Source organism: Paenarthrobacter sp. NPDC089675 (assembly GCF_044749185.1).
Taxonomy (GTDB): Bacteria; Actinomycetota; Actinomycetes; order Actinomycetales; family Micrococcaceae; genus Arthrobacter.
Map to the genome: position 1 here is coordinate 43801 of NZ_JBIVHM010000004.1, position 23278 is coordinate 67078.

The window sequence follows — 23278 nt, forward strand, 5'->3', positions numbered from 1 at the left end:
TGTATCTTTCTTTCTTCCGAACCTAGTGAACGCGGCGAAGGAAGGCAGCTGTGCGCTCGTGCCGGGGATTGTCGAGCACCTCCCGGGCGGGACCGTCTTCGAGCACACGGCCCTGGTCCATGAACACCACCCGGTCTGCCACCTCGCGGGCGAAGCCGACCTCGTGGGTGACGACGATCATCGTCATGCCCTCCTCGGCAACCTGTCGCATGGTCTGCAGGACCTCGCCCACCAGCTCGGGGTCCAGGGCGCTGGTGGGTTCGTCGAACATCATGAGCCGCGGTTCCATGGCAAGCGCACGGGCGATGGCCACACGCTGCTGCTGACCGCCGGAGAGCTGGCTCGGGTAGGAGGCATCCTTGTCCGCCAGTCCCACCTTTGCCAGCAGCTGCCGCGCGTGCTCGGCCGCCTCCTTGCGGGGGCGGCCCAGCACCTTGGTGGGGCCGTACGTGACGTTTTCGACGGCGGTCATGTGTCCGAACAGGTTGAAGTGTTGGAACACCATGCCGATATGCTGGCGTGCCTTGGCCACACGGCGTTCGCTTTGCTCGTAGAGTTGCCCGCCGTGGAGCTCGTGCCCAACGCGCTCGCCGTTGACCTCTATCGAGCCGCCGTCTACGGGGTCGAGGTGGTTGATGCAGCGCAGGAGTGTGCTCTTGCCGGAACCTGACGGACCGAGTATGCAGACGATCTCACCGGTGCGTACCTCGATGTCCACGCCCCGCAGCACATGGTTGTGGCCGAGCCACTTGTGCACGCCCGCGATGCGCAGCATCGTTGCTGTGGCGGTTGCCTCAGGGGTTACTTGCATCATTGCGCACCTCCGGTGGTGGTCGGGTGGGTGATATTTGCCGTCGCTTGGCCTTTGCTTTTGGCCGCCCGGCGCGAACCGGGTTGCGAGGCGTTGAAGCGGCGCTCCAGGAAGTGCTGCCCCACACTGGCGACGGACACCAGGATCAGGTACCAGAGCACCCCCACGATGAGCAGGGGAAGGATCTTGAAGTTCTGCCCGTAGATCAGCTGCACCCGGGTCAGCAGGTCGCTGCCGCCGATCACGGAGACGAGCGAGGTGGCCTTCAGCATGCCGATGAACTGGTTGCCGGTGGGCGGGATGATGACCCGGATGGACTGCGGCAGCACGATGCGTGCCAGGGCTTGGTTGCGCGTGAGGCCGATGCTCACTCCCGCGTCGGTCTGGCCCGCCGGAACCGAGATGATGCCTCCACGGATAATTTCCGCCATGTAACCGGACTCGGCGAGCGAGAGTGCGATGAGGCCGGCCGTAAAGCCGGAGATCAGGGTGTTCGTGTCGTGCCCCAGGATCGTGGGAAACAACACCGCCAGGTTGAACCAGAGCAGCACCTGCACGAGCATGGGCACGCCACGGAAGAACCAGACATAGGCGCGGCCGATCACACTGGCAACTTTGTTGTTGCTCTGGATCATCAGGGCAACAACAAACGCAAGCACGATCGAGATGAGCATGGCAAAGATCGCCAACTGGATGGTGACGCCGACTCCCTGCAGCACCACCGGGTTGAACATGTACCCCCAAGTGACGCCCCATTCCATGTTGGGGTTCCGGGCCTGGGACTGGATGAAAAGGACAACCAGCGCGATCGCAATGAGTCCTGTGACGATCTGGCCGTACCGGGGGCGCCGCTTCGCCAGGACGGGAGCCTCCTGCACGGGCGGCTCGTCGCCTGGCCGGCGGACGTAGTGGGCCGGGCCCGTGATTGCCGGGTGGGTGAGGTCTGACATGGTCACTTCGCCGCCAAATTGATGCCCGGCGTGTCGAGGTTGATGACCTCAACGTGCCACTTCTTCAGGACTTCGTCGTAGGTGCCGTCCTGGTGGATCGCCTTGAGGGCGCTGAGGAAGGCGTCCCGGAGCTGGGTTTGCTGCTTGTTGAAGGTCATGCCGAGGTAGACCTTTTCTTCAAAATCGACAGGCAGGGACTCAAGCTTGTCCCCGGTCTCGCGCTGGATGACCGAGACCGCCATGTCGGGCCAGAAGATGGCGTCGATGCGGCCGGAAGTTACCGCGAGGTTCTTGTCGCTCGAGTTCGGGAAGGAAATGAGCTCGGTGGCGGGCTTGCCCTTGGCGATGCAGGCCGCGGCCATCATGTCCACGAGGCGCTTGGCATCGGAGCCTTTCACGTCGCCGATCTTGAGGCCGCAGGAACCATCGACTGCGCTGGTGACGCCCTTGGGGTTCCCTTTCTGCACCATGAAGACGGTGCCGGCCCACTGGTAGTCGATAAAGTCGACTTGCTCCTGCCGCGTCTTGCGGTCGGTCATACCGGCGATCGCCGCGTCGAACTTGCCGCTCTGCATACCGATCAGGATCTGGTCGAAGGGCACCTTCTCCCATTTGACCGGGATGCCGAGCTGCTTTGCCATGGACTCCATGAGGTCGACGTTGTAGCCCTTGATGCCGGTCTCGCCGGCGGGAGTGAAGTTGGCCGGCTCGAAGTCGGGCTGCGTGGCTACGGTGAGAACGCCTTTGTCTTTGACCGCTTGTGGTAGCAGGTCGTAGAGTGGCGCCTTTTCGTTAAGGGAGGCCGGCTTTTCCGATCCGCCGGCTGCAGTGGCTGTGGAGTCGGAGATGCCGCAACCGGTAAAGGCCAGCATGGCGAGGCCGCTGGCCGTGAGGGCGGCCGCAGCGCGCCGGGTGAAGGTGGAGCGGGAGAACGACATTGTTCTTGCCTTTCGGTGCGAGGATTCCGCGGGATGCGGAGTCCGGTGGGGAGGCGGGCGGAGTTTCGTCCGCCTGGACAGGTCAGCTCGCGCCCACTGGGTTCCCGTGGCGGGCGATGACCTTGCCGCGTTTCAGCACGAGCCGTCTTGGCGGTCGGGCGGCGACAGCCTCGCCGATGCTTGCGGCATCGATGAGGAAGAGATCGGCGGGAGCGCCGGCCTCAATGCGGGCGGGTTCACGCCCGAGTGCGATCGCGCCGCCGCTGACTGCTACGTCGAAGGCGTCGGCGATTTGCTCATCCGTGCGGAAACCGCTGCGGTAGGCGAGATGAAAAGTGCGGTCGAGCATATCCCCGCTGCCATACGGGCCCCAGAGATCCCGGACCCCGTCGTTGCCGGCTCCAACGTTCACGCCGTGGCCCCGCAGTTCGGAGACCGGCAGCACCGGAGTGTTGTAGACCGTCGCGGTCAGCAGGGAGACCCCCGCCTGGGCCAAGCCACGGGAGATCTGCTCGGACTGGGCGCGGTCGACTTCCACGATGGCCACGCCGTGCGAGATCGCGACCTTGCCCTCGAGCCCGTGCCGTAGCACCCGCTCGATGATGAGTTCCATGGTGTGGGCACCCAGGCTTCCGCGCTCGTGCAGGTGGATGTCCAGCTTGGTGCCGTAGGTCGCGGCAAGCCCGAAGATCAGGTCGAGGTGACGTGCCGAGTCGCGTTCGAGCGCCGCCGGGTCGATGCCGCCGAGGCATCCAACCAGTCCGCGCTGCAGGGCCGACTCGAGCAGCTCCGCAGTACCGGGGCGGGTCAACAGCCCGCCCTGCGGGAAGGCGACCTGTTCGACGTCGATCATGTCACCCAGTTCTTCGGCGACGCTCGCGACAAGCTCGACGCCGCGCAGCCCGATTTCGGGGTCGACGTCGGTGTGGGTGCGGGCGAGGGTGGTCCCCGTGGCAGCCATCTGTCGGAGCAGCGCGTGGACGCCTTCACGGGATGGAAGGCCCAATTCCGTGCGTCCCCGCTCGCCGTTCGCAATGCGGTCCGCGAGCGCGGGTCCCGCGGAATGTGGCACCCAACTGCTGCCCCACAGCGTCTTGTCGACGTGGCAATGCGCATCCACCATACCCGGCAGCGCCAGGGCGCCAGCCCCGTCTTCCACCGCCGTCCCAGCGGGAACAGCGAGTGTTCCTGCCGGCCCGAGGTCCGCGATCCGGCCGTCGCGGATCAGCAGGTCCATCTCCACCAGTCCATCCGGCACGCGCACTTGGGAGACAAGCAGTGTATGGGACTTCATAACCCACCCCTTGCACTTTTGTGACGATAGTCACGATTGATCGATAAGAGGAGATTATGCGTTCTGGTATTCCAAAGCAATAGCTGCGGTCAAATAGGGGTTGTGTGAATTTTTACGACACCGCCGCTCATTCATAGCGCACGAGCCAGGCGATGAGCCGCAGATTGCCCAATAAAAGTCTCCCGTTTGTTGATCGGCGCCAACGGCAGGGCAACAAGCTTTGTATACCATCAGTCTAATTGCTTCCGACATCCGCACCCCGGGACTAATTCCGCCACCACCGCGGTTACTTCCTTGAGGGGACGGAAGCAGACGACGAACGCGACGGGATACGACATACATGACTACAGAGACTGCCGACGGCGTAGGGTTCCGTTCCAAGCGTGGCCCTATCCTCATTGCCCTGATGCTTTCCACCGGGCTCGTGGCGATCGATTCCACGATCGTGGCCACGGCAGTCCCGTCCATCGTTGAGGACATCGGCGGGTTCTCTTCCTTCCCCTGGCTGTTCTCGGCCTACCTGTTGGCGCAGGCCGTGTCCGTCCCCGTTTATGCGAAGCTCTCCGATGTCCTTGGCCGCAAGCCGATCATCCTCAGCGGCATAGGGCTGTTCCTGCTCGGATCGATCCTGTGCGGACTCGCGTGGAGCATGCCTGCCTTGATCGCATTCCGGGTGCTGCAGGGCCTGGGTGCCGGGGCGGTCCAGCCGGTATCGATCACCATTGCGGGAGACATCTACACACTCGCCGAGCGCGCGAAAGTTCAGGGTTACCTGGCCAGCGTGTGGGCGATCTCCTCCGTGGTGGGTCCCACCCTTGGCGGTATCTTCGCCTCGCTCGAAATCTGGCGCTGGATCTTCCTCATCAACATCCCGCTCTGCCTCCTGGCCGGCTGGATGCTGGTCCGCACCTTCCACGAAAACGTCCAAAAGACCAAACACCGCATCGACTACCTGGGCGCCGCCCTTCTCACCACGTCGTTGAGCCTGCTGATCCTCGGGGCGCTGGAAGGCGGACAGGCATGGGCTTGGAACTCACCCGTGAGCATCACGGTTTTCGCCGTCGGTGCAGTCCTTCTCGCAATCTTCCTTCTTGTGGAGCGCAAAGCCGCCGAGCCCGTCCTCCCGCCATGGGTGGTCTCCCGCCGGCTGCTCGCGACGACGGCCCTCATCTCTTTCGGAGTTGGCGCTGCCATGCTGGGCCTCACCTCGTACGTCCCCACCTTCCTCGAAGGCTCCCTCAAAACTTCCCCGGTCCTGGCCGGACTTGCACTTGCCGCGTTGACGCTGGGGTGGCCGATCAGCGCTTCCCAGGCAGGTCGCTTCTACCTGCGCATCGGCTTCCGCAGGACGGCGCTGATCGGCATCTCCATCACGGTCATCGGCACAGCCATCCTGGCCCTCACGGCTTCCTCGCCGAACGTCCTCCTGGTGGCTGCCTCCTGCTTCGTGGTGGGACTGGGACTCGGCCTGGTTGCGACGCCCACCCTCATTGCCGCCCAGTCAAGCGTCGAGTGGAACGAGCGCGGCGTGGTCACGGGAACCAACCTCTTTGCCCGTTCCATAGGCAGCTCGATCGGCGTAGCCGTTTTCGGTGCAGTGGCCAATGCGATCTATGCCAACAGCGGAGGCCCGAATCCGCAGTCGACCGTTTCGGCGTCGGGCGCTGTGTTCTTCGCCGTCCTGGTGTGCGCCGTGCTGACCGTGGTAGCCGTCGTCGCCATGCCCGAAGCCGGCGCCAAGAGTCCCGAGGCGGCCCCGGCCGCCAGCGGAGCCAGCGCGCAGGATTAGGCTCTATTGCGGGGCACAACGGAAAGGTCACCGCATGGAACTGATCGCGGGCACGCTGGAGAAGGTCTTCGAGGGAAGCATCTGGGCCGAGGGTCCTGTCTGGATACCGCAGTCGCAGACGGTCCGGTGGAGCGATATCCCGAACAACCGGATCCTCGAGTACAGCCCGGAGACCGGCCGGACGCGTGAGTACGCCACCGACGTCGAATACACCAACGGCCGGACGCTGGACCGCGACGGCAGTGTGGTGCAGTGCAGCCATGGCCGCCGCCGCGTCGAGCGGGACCACGACGGCGTAGTGTCACCCATCGTCGACTCGTTCGGGGAGCAACGCCTCAACTCGCCCAACGACGTCGTGGTCGCCAAGGATGGCAGTGTCTGGTTCACGGACCCGCCGTACGGGATCCTGCCCGGGACAGTGGAGGGCCACGAGGGGGAGCAGGAATACGGAGGCTGCTACGTCTTCCGCTTCGACCCGCGGACCCGCGAACTGACACCCGTTGTCACGGACCTGGTCCATCCCAACGGCCTGGCTTTCTCGCCCGATGAGTCCGTTCTGTATATCGCCGATACGGCTGGACCTGATCGGGGAGTGCCGTACCGCATCGCTGCCTACCCGGTTGCAGGCGGCACCTGCGGTACCGGCCGGACTTTCGTGGAGTTGGAAGAGGACGGGGTCGCGGACGGTTTCCGGGTGGACGTAGAAGGCCGCGTCTGGACCTCCGCGGGCGCTTCGGTCCGGGTCTACGCGCCCGACGGCGGCCTCCTGGCCGCGGTCGATGTCCCGGAACGCGTTTCCAACCTGTGTTTCGGTGGGCCGGACGGCCAGGACCTGTACATCACGGCGACGTCTTCCTTGTATCGCCTGCGAACGACGACGAGGGACACCGTCGCGACCTAGCGCTCGCTGCGTGCTTGGACGATCATCAGGAGAAAGCGGTTCAAGCCAAGGACGAGCCATGAGGGACGCCAAGAACGCCGTGGGGGATCAGGTCCATAGTTCCACCGCCTTCCCAAGGCGCTTCATGCGGCGATTCGTTTTTGTCCTCGCCGGGGGTATGTTCCTGGACGGCTACATTCTGGGCATCTTCGGTCCTGTGTCGCACTCCATGACCACGGACTTGAACCTTTCCGCGCTGTGGGAAGGCTTGATCGCCGCTGGGCCGCTGTTCGGCATCCTGGCCGGCTCTCCTCTTGGCGGATGGGCCGGGGATAAATTCGGACGAAAGCCCTTGTTCCTGATCGACATGTGCCTGTTCGTGGCGGCCTCTGCGGCGCAATTCTTCGTCCATTCGCCGGAGTTGCTGTTTGCTGTCCGCTTTGCCATGGGTGTTGCGATCGGCGTGGAGTATTCCGTCGGCTGGCCGCTGATGTCCGAATTCGCTCCCGCACGCCTGCGCGGACGTCTCCTGGGCGTGACGCTCATTGCCTGGTACGCGGGCTTCATGATTGCGTTCCTGTTCGGCTACCTCCTGGAAGAGTTCACCGCCGTCGACTGGCGGGCCATCCTCGGCAGCAGCACTGCCATCGCCGTGGTGCTGTTGGTCTTCCGTGTCGGCCTGCCTGAATCGCCCCGTTGGCTCTGGAACCAAGGGCGCCGGGACGAGGCCATGGCGGTGGCGCATAAGTACATGGAGAGCCCCCAAGAAATGGCCGATGTGCAACACGAAGACACCACGCCGGGGACGTTCTCCATGCTGTTCTCGAGGCAATACTGGCGGTCCACGCTGTTCGTCTCCATGTTTTGGTTCTGCGCTGTGGCGCCCTACTTTGCGATCGCGACCTTCGCGGACAGCGTTCTCAGCGGTTACGGCTTTGATGCCGGGCTGACCGGCGGCGTTGGACTTTCGGCGGCTGCGCTTTTTGGGGTGGTGTTCGCTGTGCTCCTGGTCGACAAGGCAGGCCGGCGCGCCCTGACCGTCCCGCCGCAGTGGGCCGCCGCCGTCGTACTTGCCGTCATTGGCATCTGGGGCGGCGCGCCACCGGCGATTGTCCTCGTGTTGTTCTTGGTGTTCTCGTTCGTCAACGCCGTGTATGCCACGCTGACGGGCATCTATCCGGGGGAGGTGTTTCCTACGGAAATCCGCGGCATCGGGACCGGTTTCGGGGCCGCCTTCAGTCGGATAGGGGCGGGTTTGGGGACTTTCCTGTTGCCGTGGTCGGTGGCGAACCTGGGCACAGCGACCACCATGCTGATCGCTTCGGGCGTTGCCTTCGTGGGGGCGGGCCTCTCGCAATGGCTCGCACCGGAGACGAAAGGCAAGAGCCTTACGGAAACCGCAGCGGGGTTCGCCCACTGAGCCTCGGCGTTGGCCCGCTCACATTCCATGGACAGCTTGCTGATGGAGGGAGCATAATAGTTAGCAGAGCTAATTAGCACTGCTAACTATTATGCCAACCTCAGGAGGCGCCTCCATAGTGGGCCCAACGAACGCGGTGACTTCAGCGGAAGCAACGAACGAACAAGCCATCCAATCCGACATCCTCGCCATCGATCTGCGTACGGCCGTGATGCGGACCTCGCGCAGGCTTCGCATCGAAGCCACCGGCGACGTCATCACCCCCGGGCAGTACACCGTGCTGGCCCACCTCAATACCGCCTCCCAAACGCTCAGGGAGTTGGCGGAACGCGAGCACGTGCAGGCGCCGTCGATGACCCGGATCGTCAATGCGTTGACTGAACAAGGCTTCGTCTCGCGGCAGGCGCACCCCGTCGACGGCCGCCAGGTGCAGATCAGCATCACACCGGCAGGCCAGGAAGTGCTCGCCGAGGCCCGCAGCCAGCGCACCGCATGGTTGGCGCAGCGCGTTGCAGGGCTCAGCGACGAGGATCGGCTGACCCTCAGCCGGGCCGCGCGCATCATGCAGGAGATGAGCGCCAAATGAGCGCCATGTTCAAAGCCTTGGAGAGCCCTAACTACCGCTTGTGGGCCGGCGGTGCGCTCGTTTCCAACATCGGCACCTGGATGCAGCGCGTAGCCCAGGACTGGCTGGTCCTGACCATCCTCACCGACCATTCCGGAACGGCTGTCGGCGTCACTACTGCCCTGCAGTTCCTTCCCATGCTGCTCTTCGGCCCGTACGCCGGAGTCCTGGCTGATCGGTACCGAAAACGAGTCATCCTGCTGTGGACGCAGGCAGCCATGGGAGTCTGCGGACTCGTGGTCGGGCTGCTGGTGGTGACCGGTGTGGCACAGCTTTGGCACGTCTACGTGGCCGCCGCCGCCCTGGGCCTCGCCGCAGCCATGGATGCGCCGGCCCGGCAGGCCTTTGTTTCCGAACTCGTGGGACCGGACAAGCTTTCCAACGCCGTGGCCCTCAACTCTGCGTCCTTCAACAGCGCCCGGCTCACCGGCCCGGCCATCGCAGGTGTGTTGATCGCCTGGATCGGGACCGGACCCGTGTTCATCCTCAATGCGGCGAGCTTCGTTGCCGTGATCATTTCCCTGCTCCGGGTCAAGACCTCGGAGCTGCAACCAGCAACACCCGTGGCGCGCGGAAAGCACCAATTCCTTGACGGACTCGCCTACGTCCGCCAGCGGCCGGACCTGATGCTCATCATGGTCATGGTGAGTGTCCTGGGTGCTTTCGGCATGAACTTCCCTGTGACCAACTCCTTGATGGCCACCGCCGAGTTCGGAATGGGGCCGGAGGAATTCGGTGCCCTGGGTTCCATCATGGCCGTGGGCACGCTCGCCGGTGCGCTGCTTGCCGCGCGCCGCTCCGGGCCACGCCTTCGCTTCATGCTGGGCGGTGCCCTGACATTGGGCCTTTTCACCCTCGTGGCGAGCCTCGCGCCGTCGTTCTGGATCTATGCAGCGCTCCTGATTCCCGTGGGGCTGGCATCCATCACGTTCCTTAACAGCTGCAACACCACCATCCAACTGTCAGTGGAGCCGCAGTTCCGCGGCCGGGTCCTGGCACTCTACTTGGCGATCCTGCAGGGCGGCACGGCCATCGGGGCGCCGCTCATGGGCTGGATCGGTACGGAGTTCGGGGCCCGTTGGGCCGTCGCTTCGGGCGGTGCGGTGGTCTTGGTGACCGGGGTGGCCTGCGTGATCCTGGTCAGCCGCCGCAGCCGGAAGACCCTCCGCGAGAATGTGCGCAGCGTCTTGTTCCGCAGGAGCGCGGCGCAAGCCTCCTAAGCGGGGCGCCGTCCGCAACGGGCCGCCGTGCCCGTGCCAGACTGGACACATGCGTTACCGTTCCCAGACACCACGCACACTGTCCGATTCCAACCAGCCCGGCGAGCCGGCGTCGTCCGTTTCAGCCGGCGGCCGTCACCTGGCGACCATGCTCGACGACGCGTGGTTGCGGTTCCAGACCCGGCTCGCCATCAAGCGGGGCCGGGTGGTGACGGTGATTCCGCATACCGGCTACGGCAGCACGTCATGGGTACGAGTGCTGGCCCGTGTGGTCAGGAGCGATCCCAGGGATGCAGGTGAAGCGGGTGGTTCGCGGCGTCCGCTCCCCGAGGGCATGCGTGGGTGGCGGAACTTCACGAGCGCACCGGTGGCTCACGCCGCGGTCCAGGTCACGGTCGCCGGCGAAGTCCATCAGGTGGAGGCGGACCGCGGTGGTGTGGTGGATGCGCGCATCCCTGCCACGCTGTCGGCCGGCTGGCACACCATTACCTTGCAGGCGGGGGAGTCGGGCCCGGTTGAGGCCCCCGTTCAAATCGTTGCGGACGACGCCGATTTTGGCCTCGTCTCGGATATTGACGACACGGTCATGGTCACCGCGTTGCCCCGGCCCTTCCTCGCGGCTTGGAACACGTTTGTCTTGAACGAACACGCCCGGACTCCCACTCCCGGCATGGCTGTGTTGTACGAACGGATCGTCCGCTCGGCGCCCACCGCTCCCGTGCTGTATCTCTCCACGGGTGCATGGAACGTGGCGCCCACCCTGTCCAGGTTCCTTTCCCGCAACCTCTATCCGGCCGGTCCAAAGCTGCTCACCGACTGGGGGCCCACCACGGACCGCTGGTTCCGCAGCGGAAAAGAGCACAAGCGGAGCAGCCTGGAGCGGCTGGCTGAGGAGTTTCCCGGCATCAAGTGGTTGTTGGTGGGCGACGACGGGCAGCACGACGTGGCGATCTATTCGGAGTTTGCCCAGCGGCATCCGGAGAATGTGCGCGCCATTGCCATCCGCCAGTTGTCCGCGGGCGAGGCTGTCCTGGCCGGCGGTCGGTCCACCGGGGGCCAGCCGACGCCGGGCGTCCCCTGGGTCTACGCGCCTGACGGCGCCGGCATGTCCGCCCAACTTGAAGAACTCGGGATCATTAAGCCACTTCTGCGGTAGCATTTAGTAAGGCTACTTATTATGGGGTGGGATCGGAAGGGCCGTTCCCAAGCCTTTGTGAGGGAAGGTCGCGGACATGGGAAAGGACTCAGGTCTACCTGGTGGCAAGTCGGTGCCGCAGGGGGAGCGGATGTGGTGCTCCCGATGCTGCTCGGATGAGCACTTGGTGCTCCATTCCATTGAGTCCGTGCGGGCGCATACCGTAGGGCTGCTCGTGGCAGTGTCCTACAGCTGCGCTGACTGCGGGACCGTGCTCTCCCACTTCACCCCCTTCCGCGAAGTAGCTGCCAAGCTCAACACCAAGGCAAACCTCGAGGGACTCATCCTTTTCGGCGACAGCTACCTGCACTGTGGTGAGCCCATGGCCACCATTCCCATCGAGGTGAGGCGCAGCATCACGGCTAAACCCGTCCCCGGTTCGGACGAGCTGGTGCTGCTGGACGTCCGCCTGGGTACCAAGGTGCTGCAATGCCTGGGCTGCGGCTTCAGGCTGGAGCTGCCTGCTTGAGCCAGTCTTGAGGTTTTCCTGACGCAGTGCTGTTGATTTACAGCGTTCCGTCTTGAGGTGCGGCCGCCAAAGTTGCTCTTGTCAGCCAGAGAGGCTGGAAACAGGAAACGGCCGTCCGGGGAAACGGTGGCCACTTTGGAAGGGACACCGATTCAGATGGGTATCAGCCTCAAGACCACCTCCGGCAAGATCCTCGCCTCCGTCGCTCTGGTCGGCACCGCTGCCGCCGTCGCCGGGATGGGCACCTATGGTGCGTTCACCTCCTCCACCTCTGCCTCACAGGCCGTCACGGCAGGCACCGTCACGATCGCCCTGGGCACCGGGGCCTCGAACACCCTGAACGTCCCGGTAGCGGGCCTGCTGCCCGGTGACAAGGTCGAAAAGCTCGTCACGCTCTCCAACACCGGCAACTCGGATCTGAACAACGTCACCTTGACCACCTCCGCCGGGGCCACCGCTTCGCTGCTGACCACGGACACGGTGAACGGGCTGCAGTTGACGATTGAGAACTGCTCCGTGCCGTGGACCGGTGCTGCCGCCCCGTACACCTGCGGCGGGACCAAGACCACCGTGCTGGCCTCGGCTCCGGTGATCACCGCGAACACTGTCCTGAACAACCTGACGTCCCTGACCTCGGCCAAGACCGACAACCTGAAGGTCACCACCGCGTTCCCGACCACCGCGGACAACACCTTCCAGGGCGCCACCTCCACCATCGCGTTCTCCTTCACCGGCACCCAACGCACCCAAACCACCAAGTAACCCACCACCTCTGCCGGGTCCGGTTCGATGCCCAACAGCTCCGGACCCGGCGGTTTACTGCCAGCCATGCCCGGGAAAGGACCAGCTATGAAACGCAGCTTCAGCTTCCTGCGCAGCATGGCTGTTGCCGCGGTTGTGGCGGCGGGAATCTTTTCAGGTTCGACGGCGGCAGTCGCCGCCTTCACGGACGGGGATCAGGCTGCTCCCCGGTTCTCGGCGGCGAGCCTCGACGCTCCGGCTGCTGCCAACGTCACCATGAGCTGCACCTCGGGGAACAGGGCAACAGTGACCGTGAACTCCTTTAGCAGCGTCGCCAACGCCAACTATCACGAGGTGAGGCTCTTTGACCGTTCAGGGAGCCTCCAATTCACCGGTGATCTCAGCCAGCCCTCAGGCAGGACCTACGCCTTCAACCGTGGAAACATCGGTACTTGGACCTACGAGATCCGCGGGTACTACAAGGTCCCCGGCACCTCCAACATGTGGACGGGGAAGGCGCTTCAGGGCAGCTTGGTCTGCTGACACGCTCCTGTGTGCCGGGGGCCCTGTCCAAGCGCCGGGCGGCAACCACGCGCCGTCGTGCTTTTCCTGGCTAGCCGCGCCACGGCGTCAGCCGCGGAAACCAGCCCGGAACGTTGCGCCGGTATTCGAGATACTGCTCGCCGTAGGTATCGGTAAGTGTTGGTTCTTCGTAGCCCTTCACGAATGTGAAGACGGCGATGAAGACCAACGCCGCGTAGAACGCCGCCCACGCATTGGCGAACAGCAGGGCCTGTCCCAAAATGATGGCGAGTACGGCCAGGTACATAGGATTGCGCACAAACCGGTAGACGCCGGTGACCACGAGCGTCTCGGTGGGCGCCACCGGCGCGGGCGTCCCGCGATGCATGGCGAACAACGCAAACGCGTACAGGAGGAACGCCGCCCCGGCTCCGATCACCAGCCAGGCAGCAGGTTCAACCCAGCGGGCCTCGCCCCAATCAGCGTGCCGCCATCCCGTGATGAGCCACGGCACCAGGCCGGCCACGATCCCCGGTGCGAGGAACAGGAAGAAGACGGTTCCAATCCAGGCGCGGGCTGCGGAAGCTCGCCGCGGCATCGGGCCGGCCTTAGTGCGCTTCGAGCTCGTCGAGCGACTTGCCCTTGGTGTCCCGGGACAGGAGGGTGGCGACGGCGGATACGGCGCAGATGCCGAGGGTGGTAAGGCCGATGACCATCGGGATGTTGGCCGAACCCGGGGGAGCGATCGCGGTGAACAGGCTGGGGAAGAACGAGGCGATCATGAGGCCGATGTTTTGCGAGACCGCGAAGCCCGTTACGCGGATGCGCATGGGGAACTGCTCCTGGAAGAACGTGGCAAAGGTGCCGTTCCACATCTGGAAGAAGATGCCCTGCACAATCACGACGCAGACGAACACGAGCGGGAGGCTGCCAAGCTGGATGGCCCACAGGTAGCCCATGGTGAGGAGACCGCCGGCAAGTCCACCGGCCACCATGAGGGTGCGGCGGCCGATACGGTCCGAGAGGGCGCCGAAGACGGGGATGGTGACCACTGCGGCGATGTTCGCGGCCATGGTGACCCAGAGGAATTCACTGCTCGAAAAACCGATGCCGTAGCCCTTCTGGGTTGCGAAGGAGACGCCGAAGATCAGGGTGGCCATGCCGATCACGTTGGTGAAGGTCATAGCGACACAACGGACCAGGACCCAGGGATGGGTACGGAGCAGCTCTACGAAGGGGAAGCGGCGCTTGGCCGGAGCATCGTGTGACTGCGCCAGGTAGGCGGGCGGCTCCTGGACGCGCCTGCGGATGATGTAGCCGGCAATGATCACCACTGCGCTCAGCAGGAACGGTATGCGCCACCCCCATGAATGGAATTGATCGTCCGGGAGGAGTGCCGCGAGCGGGATCAGCACGGCCGTGGCCAAAATGGAACCCACCTGGGTGCCTTGTAGGCTGAAGCTGGCAAAGAAGCCACGCCGGGAATCGGGGGAGTGCTCCACGATCATGGCGCTCGCCCCGCCCAGCTCACCGGCCACGGCGAAGCCTTGGATGAGGCGCAGGATCACCAGGAGAAGGGGTGCCAGCAGGCCGACTTGCCCGTACGTGGGAAGCAGCCCGACGGCGAAGGTGGCGAAGCCCATGAGCAGCATCGCGAACACCAGTACCTTCTTGCGCCCGTGCTTGTCGCCGTAAGCGCCGAGGACCACAGCCCCGAGCGGCCGGGATACGTATCCCACGGCGTAGGTAGCCAAGGAGGCGATGATGCCCACCGTGGGGTTTTCGGTGGGGAAGAAGATCGTAGGGAAGAGCAGCGTGGCAGCGAGGGAGTAGAGAGCGAAGTCGTAATACTCCAGGGCGCTGCCGATCCATCCGCTCATGGCGGCTTTCCTGGGATCTTTGTGGTTGAGGGTGTCGCTCGGGGCGGACTGGATGTCCTTCCGGTGCATGACGCTCATTCGTGAGTCTCCTATGTCCGTCATTGGCAAGGAACAAGACCTATCCCCGCACATCAACGTGAGGAGGGTTACATCTTGAATCGATTCATAAATGATATTCCGTGAGCTGGGTTACGTCAAAGGTTATGCGCGCCGCAGCCATGAGGGGCGGGAAACCCTCGACGCCACGGGTCGCTGGTAAGGTTCTTAACCTGATTAACCTTGAAAAGCGATTTACAAGGCTGGCTAGGGGAAAGCTATGGGTTCGCGGAATATCGGTTCCGGTGAGTGGTTCGACCTGGGGGCGCAAAACGTCTCCGGCGCTGATGTGATCAGTGCCCTTTCGGAGTTCCAGCGCGCGTTGGCGGATTGGCGTCGGCGCAGTCGGTCCCGCAGTGGGATTGGCGAGAGTGATTTCCTTGCTTTGCAGCTGCTGCTCGAGGGTGAGCTAACGCACCGCGCCGTCAGCCCCAAAGACCTCAAAGAGCGCCTGGGCATCTCTTCGGCTGCGACCACCATGCTGGTGGACCGGTTGGTGGGATCCGGCCATGTGCGTCGCGAGCAGCACCCGACGGACCGCCGGGCCTTGATCCTTCGCCCCACGTCGCTTGCCCTTGAGCCCTACCCGGCCCTTGCTGCCTTGAATCACCTGTTCAGTGACCAAGCGGAATCCATGAGCACCGAGGAAGCCGCCGCTGCCTCTTCCCTTCTTCTGAGGCTTGCCAGCGCAGTCAACTCCTTGGATTTGCCAGCCGTTCAAATGGGGAATGGACAGACTAGCTAAAAACCCATATAACTAGTTTATCAAGTTACTTCTTGGCTTAGCTAGATTGGGTGGTTGCAATGACAGCAGTTTTGCAGGGACCGGGCGCGGATGAGCAGTCGGTGGCCGAAAGTAACGTACGGGAGTATGCGGCGACGGAGCCGCATCCATCCGCTCCGGTGCAGGGGCCGACGCATTGCGGCCTGGCCATGACCCCTTCTGGTGCAGGAGCCGGGAGCGAGCCTGCGTGGCCTATGTGGTCCTGCGCCTGCGGATTCCGGGTAGACGCCGACATCAGCGATTTTGCGGGGAGTATTTGGTCCGCCGCGGCCCGCGTTGAATCGCTGGAATGGGAGATGGACGCCGCCCGCGATGCCCTGGCACTGGCCATCCGCAGCGCCGCCGTTGCGGGGCTGCCGAAGGCGGAACTACAGCTGGCTTCGGGGCTCGATGAGGCTGCACTGCGCGATTTGATGGGTTGAAATACGTGCCACCGGCAATACCTGCCTTGTGAATGGCGGTATCGGCTTCTTACTTCTACAATCTTGCTGTGGAAACCGACGACCAGAATGAGGACTTTCGGCGCCTCCACCAGCTCATCGCTGGAGCAGCGGACCTAAAGGGCTTCCTCGACGGCACCGTCCGCTATGCGGCCAAGGTGTTGACGCGTGCAACCGGCGCCCGCGTTGAGTGTGCGGTGACGCTGCTGCGGCGGAAGCGTGCGGCTACCATCGCCGGCAGCAGCGACGACGCCATCCTGCTGGACGGGATAGAGCAGTCCCTCGACGACGGACCCTGCATGGAAGCTGTGCGCACGGGTGTCCCGATGGTGTTGGCCGACGTAAGCACAGATACCCGATGGCCTGAGTACAGCGGCAATCTGGCAACTGCCGGTGCCTGGAGTGTCTTGGGTGTTCCGCTGTTCCTGGGGAAGGATGCCTCGGCGGGGCTCAACTTTTTTTCGGACGTCACGGATAACTTCAGTCCCGAGGCCGTGGAGGAGGCTGTGGTCTTCGCTGATATGGCCAGCCAAGCACTCAGGCTGGCCTTGCGGATTGCTACCGCTGACCTCCTTGCCCAGGACCTGAAGGCCGCCATGGAGCGCAGGACGGTTATTGACCTTGCCTCGGGAGTGATTATGGCCCAGAACCGCTGCTCGCAAAAGGATGCATTTGCTTTCCTGTTGGAGGCCTCGCAGAACCGGAACCAGAAGCTCCACGATGTTGCCCGGGAAATGATCCAGAGCTTCGCGGGCAACACCGCAGAGGCCACGACCCACTTTGACGATTAGTGCTTGGCGAGCCCGGCAAGCACGTTCTTGGGCCGCTGCATTTCACCATGCTTGGCCCCTAGCACAATGACCCACCCGGCGAAGGCCGGGATGGCCCACTGCAGTGCTTTCAGCTGCTTTTGGGCCGCTTTGAGCTCCTCTGACGCGTCCGGTCGCGGTTCGGTGGCTCCCTCGGACCCTTCGCCTGCCAGCTTCTCAACCTTCTTGCCGAGGATCCCGGCGTAGAGGGTCACGGCTGCGCCGGCGAGTGTCACCACGGTCTTGTACACGGTGTCCTTTGCCACGCTGTCCTGCTTTGCGATGCGGCCCTTGTTATTCCACGCGATCGCCAGGTCCGAGGCAAGGTGTGCCGAGAATGCGGCGGTCTGGATGGGGGCCCATTTCATCCAGCCCTTGCTCGAAAGCCGCGTACGTTCCGTAGGATCGGATGCTTCGGCCGCGGCTCCGTTGAGGCCAACCGCGCCCATCAGCGAGCCGCCGAACCAGGCCGCTGCCGTCAGATCATGAATCGAGCGGGCCAAGAGATTTCCTGCCATGATGACCGTCCTTGAGTGAGTAGGAAAAGTATCCAGGTGCGGGAGGCCGCACCCCAGTATACTAAGCATGCTTACTTGTTGCTGGCCAGTCCCACTGGAAGCGGCGCTGTCAGGCGAGGGAGGTCATCAACCGGGCGATTTGCTCTTCGGCCCCGCTGTCCGGAGCGGGCGTGTACACCACCAGGTGCAGGTCCGGTCGGTCCGAAGGTGAGACCTGGTGGTGCTCCAGGTGGAGGACTCCGACGGCGGGATGGTGGAAGAGCCGCTCGCGGGATTCAAAGCCGAGGATGTCGTACTGGTCCCAACTTTCCTGGAACTCCGGGCTGGCTTCCTTCAAACGCTCCACCTGGAACTTCACGTCGGGGTCGCCGAGCCGTTGGCCTGTTTCTGCGCGGAACTCGGCAAGGAACCGGCGGCTGGTCACGTCCCAGTCGGGGAGAAGGTTGCGGACGTACGGATCAGTGAAGACGAGCCACAGCAGGTTCCGGTCCTCAGCGGAAACGTTGGCGATGTTCGGGTACAGGGCGGCGTAGGCCTTGTTCCATCCGGCCACACCCCAATCCGGCGACAGGGCATAGGACGGGTTTGGGTCCAGGGCATCGAGCAAGCGCTGGACGTGCGGGGGAGCGCTGCCGGCAACCGGCGTCGATATCACCGCGGATGCGTAGCCGCCCAGGGAGAGCACGTAAGCCAAACCGGTATCGGAGAGGTGCAGCGCCCGGGCAATAGCTTCCAGTACCTGGCGGGACGGGCTGATGTCCCGCCCTTGCTCGAGCCACGTGTACCAAGTGACGCTCACCCCGGACAGGAAAGCTACTTCTTCCCGGCGCAAGCCCCGCTCGCGCTTCCGGGAGATAGGCGGCAGCCCGTACTCGGAGCGGAGGGCTTGGTCGCGCCGCGCCCTGAGGTAAAGGCCAAGTTCCTTACGTCTCTCCGAATCATGCACGCCAAAAATACTATTACTCTGGTACTCCTACTACTAGTATCAGCGCCGTCTTCTGCCAACCCCGCAAAGGCAGCAGGATGGTATTCATGCCTGCACTACGCTCAAAAACTGTCACCCACGGCCGCAACATGGCCGGCGCCCGCGCACTGCTGCGCGCTTCCGGCGTCGCCAACTCGGACATCGGCAAGCCGATCATCGCCGTCGCCAACTCCTTCACCGAGTTCGTCCCCGGCCACACCCACCTGGCTCCCGTGGGCCGGATCGTTTCCGACGCCATCCTTGCCGCCGGCGCCGTGCCACGAGAATTCAACACCATCGCCGTGGATGACGGCATCGCCATGGGCCACTCGGGCATGCTCTACTCCCTGCCGTCGCGCGACTTGATCGCAGACTCCGTTGAGTACATGGTCAACGCGCACTGCGCCGACGCCCTGGTCTGCATCTCCAACTGCGACAAGATCACCCCCGGCATGCTCATGGCCGCGCTGCGCCTGAATATCCCCGTGGTCTTCGTCTCCGGTGGCCCGATGGAAGCCGGCCGCGTGACCCTGACCGACGGCTCCGTCCGCTCCTTGGACCTGGTGAATGCGATTGCCGACGCCGTGGACGAATCGATCTCCGATGAAGACATCAACCTCATCGAGGAGAACGCTTGCCCCACCTGCGGTTCCTGTTCGGGCATGTTCACCGCCAACTCGATGAACTGCCTCGCCGAAGCCATCGGCCTGGCGTTGCCGGGCAACGGCTCGGTGCTCGCCACCCACACCGCCCGCAAGGCGCTCTACGAAAAGGCCGGGGCCACCATCGTGGACCTCGTCAAGCGCTACTACGACGGCGACGACGAGTCCGTGTTGCCGCGCAACATCGCCACTGCCGAGGCCTTCGACAATGCCATGGCGTTGGACATCTCCATGGGCGGCTCCACCAACACCATCCTGCACCTGCTGGCCGCAGCGCAGGAGGCAGGCGTGGACTACGGCCTGGCCGAGATGGACGCCAAGTCCCGCCAGGTTCCCTGCTTGGCCAAGGTTGCGCCCAACGTTGCCGGGAACAAGACCTACTACATGGAGGACGTGCACCGCGCCGGCGGCATCCCCGCGCTGCTGGGTGAGCTGAACCGCGGTGGCCTCCTGCACAAGAACGTCCACTCCGTCCACTCGGCCGACCTCGACGGCTGGTTGGACGACTGGGATATCCGTGGCGGCAAGGCTACCGAGGAAGCCCAGGCCCTGTGGCACGCTGCTCCCGGCGGCGTGCGTTCCTCCACTGCCTTCTCGCAGTCGAACGAGTGGACCTCCCTGGATACCGATGCCGAGGGTGGCTGCATCCGCTCCGTCGAGCACGCCTTCTCCAAGGACGGCGGCTTGGCCGTGCTGCGCGGCAACATCGCAGTGGACGGTGCCGTAGTGAAGACCGCCGGCGTGGACGAGTCCATCTGGAAGTTCGAAGGCCCCGCCATCGTATGCGAGTCGCAGGACGAGGCCGTGGAAATGATCCTGAACAAGACCGTCAAGGAAGGCGACGTGGTGGTCATCCGCTACGAAGGCCCCCGTGGTGGTCCCGGCATGCAGGAAATGCTGTACCCGACGTCGTTCCTCAAGGGCCGCGGCTTGGGCAAGAAATGCGCCCTCATCACGGACGGCCGCTTCTCCGGCGGCACCTCCGGGTTGTCGATCGGCCACATCTCCCCGGAGGCTGCCTCGGGTGGCGAGATCGCCCTGGTGGAGAACGGCGACATCATCAGCATCGACATCACCCAGCGGTCGCTCGAATTGAAGGTCTCGGACGAGATCCTCGCCGAGCGCCGCGAAAAGCTCCTGGTCAACGGGGGTTATAAGCCCAAGAACCGCGACCGCCAGGTCTCCCCGGCCCTTCGCGCTTACGCCGCCATGGCGCTGTCCGCGGACAAGGGCGCCGTTCGCGACGTCTCGCTGGTGGAGAACCTCTAGCGGTACTGCTCTGAGTCAAGGTACGACGACGGCGGGCCGCCCGGGTTTCGAAAGGAACCGGGGCGGCCCGCCGTTTGTGGCATCGATGGATGGTTAGGCGGTGCGGGTGAGGAAGATCAGTTGACGAACTAGGCGATCTGTACGGACTGTACGGTGACGTTCGCAGTAAAGCCGTAGCAGTACGTCAATGGATTCACCGGACCGCGCCAGGGGCTCCAGTAAAAGTTGTTGTATATGTCGGAATACAGGGCCCGTCCCATGTTGTTTCCGGGACAGAGCCATTTCGCCATCGTAAGGTAAAGCCCATTGTAAGTCCCCGCATACGCGAAGCACGTCTGGGATCCGTCGACGCGGACTACACCGTAGAACTCAGTGCTCATGTAGCAGTTCGCAACTGAGATCATAGGCTGAATGAGTGGATTGAGTTTGTCCTTCTTCTTTATCTTGATTGCGTTCGCATTTTTGTTGGCTTGGACAATGTCTAACTGGCTCGCTTTGGGGTAATACTTCTGAATGTTCTTCAGCGAGAATCCCTGCTGGGCCATATCCTCTAGGCTGACATGACTGCGGACTTCTTCGACCGTGGCCGGCGTACTGTTTGCGGGGCCGATCATCGAGTCCTCCGCAACCGCACTGCCGGCCGGTGGGTCAGCTGCCGGAGTGGGGGCAGCCGAGGCGCCAGCCATGCCGAGCCCTAAGGATACTGCCGTGATAGCAATTATTCCTGCGATTCGGTTTCTTAGATTAGTCACCTATGCATCTCTTTCTCGTGAAGTTGGCACGTCAATGTGCAGCTCTCAGCAGCAGTTAGTGGGTGGAAAAATGGCAGAGCGAATTGAGTGGGGTGAATCAAGGCGGATTCGACTTGTTCGCCGGCATATAGGCGGGCAAGGTCGTAGATAATTTCAGGACGCCGACGAGCGTGGAGAATGAATCGATCCCGCATTCGTCCTTCGTGGACTACTTATCTGCTGGTGAATACTCCGGGTAGTACTTCTGGATGACGGAAGCAGGCATGTCCTGCTCGATCATGGACTGCAGTGAAACGTGGGCCCGGACTTCAGAGACTGAGGCTGTTGTGCTGTTCCAGGGGCCAATATTTCGGTAGCAGTAGTCGTCTGGATTATTCATCCTGCTGCTGTCGTAGCATTCAGGATGGTCACCCTGGACCTCACGGTCATTGTTTGCCTGATTCGCTTGACTGTTGTCAGAAGCACTTGCGCCAACAACGCCAAAGGCGGCAGTCCCACACATGGCAAGTGAGATAACTGCAACGCGAACTTTATTCTTCACATGATCCCCCGAGTTCAATGCAACAGATAATGTCCTATCAGAATAGCACAGCATTCTTGTCCGTCAATTAGATCTTAGAGATTTAATTAAGAATCGCAAAGTAAGTATTCTGTTCATTGAAAACAGTTTTTCTGATTTCGTGACGCGAATCTTTATAACAATTACTTGGGGGCTCTCGGCCCATAAGCTGCCTCCGCTCGCCCGAGTGGTTGCCGCGACTGCATGGCACTCAAGGGCGCGCTAGTCTGCCCGTCGTCGCCAGCATTCCCTCGACCAATCATCGATATTTCAGATGCCGTTACCCTGTTTTATGAGCTATGCAGATGCAGTTTGCCCATCCGAAAATGGATCAAACAGCCCATCTGAAGCGGAGGAGATCGCATGACAAGCCAAGAGGTTGAGGTCCTCGTCGTGGGCGCGGGCCAAGCCGGCGTCGCGATGAGCGAGCACCTGACCAACCAAGGAATCCAGCACATCGTGCTGGAACGGGACCGCATCGCCGAGCGCTGGCGCTCCATGCGGTGGGACTCCTTGGTTGCCAACGGGCCGGCCTGGCACGACCGATTTCCGGGGCTGGAATTCAGCGGCATCGATCCAGGCGCCTTTGCCTCGAAGGAGCAGGTGGCGGACTACTTCCTTGCCTACGCGCAGAGTTTCGGCGCCCCGATCCGCACCGGCGTGGAAGTGACGTCCGTGCGCCGCAACTGTGGCGCCCCCGGTTTCCACGTGGTCACCAGCGATGGCGAATACAACGCCCGCTACGTCGTAGCCGCTACCGGCCCATTCCAGCGTCCGGTGATTCCCGCCGTCGTACCTGTAACGGCAGGGTTGCAGCAGTTGCACTCAAGCCTGTATCGCAATCCCGGCCAGCTGCCCGAAGGGGCCGTGTTGGTGGTGGGCGCAGGGTCCTCCGGCGTGCAGATCGCGGCCGAAATCCAGCGTTCCGGCCGCCAAGTCTTCCTTTCCGTCGGGCCGCACGACCGGCCTCCGCGGAGCTACCGCGGCCGCGACTTCTGCTGGTGGCTGGGCGTCCTGGGGCTCTGGGATGCATCTACCCCTCCAGAGGGTGCCGAGCACGTCACCATCGCCGTCAGCGGGGCCGACGGCGGTCGGACGGTCGACTTCCGGGAACTCGCCGAAGCGGGTATCACCCTGGTGGGGCGCACCGAAGCGTTCGACGCCGGGACCATGCGTTTCGCGGGCGACCTGCAAGCCAACATCGCGAACGGGGATGCGAACTACTTGAAACTGCTGGCCGACGCCGACGCTTACGTGGAGCGCAACGGCCTGGACTTGCCGGAGGAACCCGAAGCCCGCAGTCTGCGCGCGGATCCCGAATGCCTCAGCAACCCGATCCGGGAATTGGACCTGGCCGCTGCCGGTGTGACGTCGATAGTTTGGGCCACAGGGTTCGTCCAGGACTACAGCTGGCTGGATGTCGACGCCTTCGACGAGCGCGGACGGCCGCGGCAGCAGCGCGGTGTGTCCCCGGAGCCGGGCATCTACTTCCTCGGCCTGCCGTGGCAATCCCGCCGTGGCTCCAGCTTCATCTGGGGCGTGTGGCATGACGCCAAGTACGTGGCGGACCAGATCGCCATCCAGCAGGGTTACCTGCAGCACCATGAGGCGGCGGCTCAGCCGGTGGGAGTCTAGACACCAAACAAGAAGGGACCATGCCCCCCGGGCATGGTCCCTCTTTTGTTGGTCCT

The 23278-nt window shown here is 63.4% G+C and carries 24 protein-coding genes; 14 read left to right on the forward strand and 10 right to left on the reverse strand.

The genetic code is table 11. The annotated features are described in order from the left end of the window. Nucleotides 1-22: 22 nt before the first annotated feature. The 4 genes from ACIPY2_RS10225 to ACIPY2_RS10240 all read right to left on the reverse strand — a co-directional run bounded on the left by ACIPY2_RS10225 (nt 23) and on the right by ACIPY2_RS10240 (nt 3993). Nucleotides 23-814 carry an amino acid ABC transporter ATP-binding protein gene (locus tag ACIPY2_RS10225; protein WP_400266274.1) on the reverse strand — a complete coding sequence of 264 codons (792 nt, stop codon included), beginning with the start codon at nt 812-814 and terminating at the stop codon, nt 23-25. Then, complete coding sequence (locus ACIPY2_RS10230; RefSeq protein WP_400266586.1) at nt 811-1761, reverse strand: amino acid ABC transporter permease; 951 nt, start codon at nt 1759-1761, stop codon at nt 811-813. Before ACIPY2_RS10230 ends, ACIPY2_RS10225 begins: the two co-directional genes overlap by 4 nt. Nucleotides 1762-1763: 2 nt before the next feature. Beyond that, complete coding sequence (locus ACIPY2_RS10235; protein ID WP_400266275.1) at nt 1764-2699, reverse strand: ABC transporter substrate-binding protein; 936 nt, start codon at nt 2697-2699, stop codon at nt 1764-1766. 82 nt (nt 2700-2781) lie between these two features. Then, nucleotides 2782-3993: an amidohydrolase gene (locus ACIPY2_RS10240; RefSeq protein WP_400266276.1), complete on the reverse strand. Its 1212-nt coding sequence runs from the start codon at nt 3991-3993 to the stop codon at nt 2782-2784. A 340-nt stretch (nt 3994-4333) separates the two neighbouring features. Here ACIPY2_RS10240 and ACIPY2_RS10245 point away from each other — a divergent pair, with 340 nt between their 5' ends. The 9 genes from ACIPY2_RS10245 (at nt 4334) to ACIPY2_RS10285 (ending at nt 12875) form a co-directional block, all read left to right on the forward strand. Continuing rightward, entirely contained in the window at nt 4334-5782 is a 1449-nt protein-coding gene (locus ACIPY2_RS10245) for an MFS transporter (RefSeq protein WP_400266277.1), read from the forward strand. Nucleotides 5783-5816: 34 nt separating this feature from the next. Next, nucleotides 5817-6683, forward strand: coding sequence for an SMP-30/gluconolactonase/LRE family protein (locus ACIPY2_RS10250; RefSeq protein WP_400266278.1), 867 nt, complete (start codon nt 5817-5819; stop codon nt 6681-6683). 58 nt (nt 6684-6741) lie between these two features. Continuing rightward, complete coding sequence (locus ACIPY2_RS10255; RefSeq protein ID WP_400266279.1) at nt 6742-8082, forward strand: MFS transporter; 1341 nt, start codon at nt 6742-6744, stop codon at nt 8080-8082. 211 nt (nt 8083-8293) lie between these two features. Further along, a complete protein-coding gene (locus ACIPY2_RS10260; RefSeq protein ID WP_400266587.1) occupies nt 8294-8668 on the forward strand; it encodes a MarR family winged helix-turn-helix transcriptional regulator in 375 nt (124 codons plus the stop codon). Then, entirely contained in the window at nt 8665-9927 is a 1263-nt protein-coding gene (locus tag ACIPY2_RS10265; protein ID WP_400266280.1) for an MFS transporter, read from the forward strand. The genes ACIPY2_RS10260 and ACIPY2_RS10265 overlap by 4 nt, the downstream gene beginning before the upstream one ends. 49 nt (nt 9928-9976) lie before the next feature. Next, nucleotides 9977-11083, forward strand: a complete 1107-nt coding sequence (locus tag ACIPY2_RS10270) for an App1 family protein (RefSeq protein WP_400266281.1) — start codon at nt 9977-9979, stop codon at nt 11081-11083. A gap of 166 nt (nt 11084-11249) precedes the next feature. Continuing rightward, a complete protein-coding gene (locus ACIPY2_RS10275; protein ID WP_400266282.1) occupies nt 11250-11591 on the forward strand; it encodes a hypothetical protein in 342 nt (113 codons plus the stop codon). Between the two features lie 156 nt (nt 11592-11747). Further along, a complete protein-coding gene (locus ACIPY2_RS10280) occupies nt 11748-12353 on the forward strand; it encodes a TasA family protein (protein WP_400266283.1) in 606 nt (201 codons plus the stop codon). 87 nt (nt 12354-12440) lie between these two features. Beyond that, nucleotides 12441-12875 (forward strand): hypothetical protein, encoded by a 435-nt coding sequence (locus ACIPY2_RS10285; protein WP_400266284.1) that lies wholly within the window; start codon nt 12441-12443, stop codon nt 12873-12875. A 70-nt stretch (nt 12876-12945) separates the two neighbouring features. Here ACIPY2_RS10285 and ACIPY2_RS10290 read toward each other — a convergent pair whose 3' ends face one another. Beyond that, nucleotides 12946-13452 (reverse strand): methyltransferase family protein, encoded by a 507-nt coding sequence (locus ACIPY2_RS10290; RefSeq protein ID WP_400266285.1) that lies wholly within the window; start codon nt 13450-13452, stop codon nt 12946-12948. Between the two features lie 10 nt (nt 13453-13462). Then, nucleotides 13463-14812 carry an MFS transporter gene (locus ACIPY2_RS10295; RefSeq protein WP_400266286.1) on the reverse strand — a complete coding sequence of 450 codons (1350 nt, stop codon included), beginning with the start codon at nt 14810-14812 and terminating at the stop codon, nt 13463-13465. Between the two features lie 238 nt (nt 14813-15050). On the opposite strand from ACIPY2_RS10295, the gene ACIPY2_RS10300 reads away from it, so the two are divergent. The 3 genes from ACIPY2_RS10300 to ACIPY2_RS10310 all read left to right on the forward strand — a co-directional run bounded on the left by ACIPY2_RS10300 (nt 15051) and on the right by ACIPY2_RS10310 (nt 16845). Next, entirely contained in the window at nt 15051-15575 is a 525-nt protein-coding gene (locus ACIPY2_RS10300) for a MarR family winged helix-turn-helix transcriptional regulator (protein WP_400266287.1), read from the forward strand. Nucleotides 15576-15634: 59 nt separating this feature from the next. Further along, on the forward strand, nt 15635-16036 hold the full coding sequence (locus tag ACIPY2_RS10305; protein ID WP_400266288.1) for a hypothetical protein: 402 nt from the start codon (nt 15635-15637) through the stop codon (nt 16034-16036). Nucleotides 16037-16104: 68 nt separating this feature from the next. Next, complete coding sequence (locus tag ACIPY2_RS10310) at nt 16105-16845, forward strand: GAF and ANTAR domain-containing protein (protein ID WP_400266289.1); 741 nt, start codon at nt 16105-16107, stop codon at nt 16843-16845. Here ACIPY2_RS10310 and ACIPY2_RS10315 read toward each other — a convergent pair. Together ACIPY2_RS10315 and ACIPY2_RS10320 are read right to left on the reverse strand one after the other, a co-directional pair. Beyond that, nucleotides 16842-17381, reverse strand: coding sequence for a hypothetical protein (locus ACIPY2_RS10315; RefSeq protein ID WP_400266290.1), 540 nt, complete (start codon nt 17379-17381; stop codon nt 16842-16844). The two genes, ACIPY2_RS10310 and ACIPY2_RS10315, sit on opposite strands and share 4 nt — an antisense overlap. A 109-nt stretch (nt 17382-17490) precedes the next feature. Then, nucleotides 17491-18327, reverse strand: a complete 837-nt coding sequence (locus ACIPY2_RS10320) for a helix-turn-helix transcriptional regulator (protein ID WP_400266291.1) — start codon at nt 18325-18327, stop codon at nt 17491-17493. A gap of 86 nt (nt 18328-18413) precedes the next feature. Here ACIPY2_RS10320 and ilvD point away from each other — a divergent pair, with 86 nt between their 5' ends. Continuing rightward, nucleotides 18414-20276 (forward strand): dihydroxy-acid dehydratase, encoded by a 1863-nt coding sequence (ilvD, locus tag ACIPY2_RS10325; protein ID WP_400266292.1) that lies wholly within the window; start codon nt 18414-18416, stop codon nt 20274-20276. Nucleotides 20277-20404: 128 nt separating this feature from the next. On the opposite strand, the gene ACIPY2_RS10330 is transcribed toward ilvD, so the two are convergent. Both ACIPY2_RS10330 and ACIPY2_RS10335 read right to left on the reverse strand, forming a co-directional pair. Then, nucleotides 20405-21028, reverse strand: coding sequence for a hypothetical protein (locus tag ACIPY2_RS10330; RefSeq protein ID WP_400266293.1), 624 nt, complete (start codon nt 21026-21028; stop codon nt 20405-20407). A 208-nt stretch (nt 21029-21236) separates the two neighbouring features. After that, complete coding sequence (locus ACIPY2_RS10335) at nt 21237-21407, reverse strand: hypothetical protein (protein ID WP_400266294.1); 171 nt, start codon at nt 21405-21407, stop codon at nt 21237-21239. 543 nt (nt 21408-21950) lie between these two features. On the opposite strand from ACIPY2_RS10335, the gene ACIPY2_RS10340 reads away from it, so the two are divergent. Continuing rightward, nucleotides 21951-23222, forward strand: a complete 1272-nt coding sequence (locus tag ACIPY2_RS10340) for a flavin-containing monooxygenase (RefSeq protein ID WP_400266295.1) — start codon at nt 21951-21953, stop codon at nt 23220-23222. Nucleotides 23223-23278: the final 56 nt, after the last annotated feature.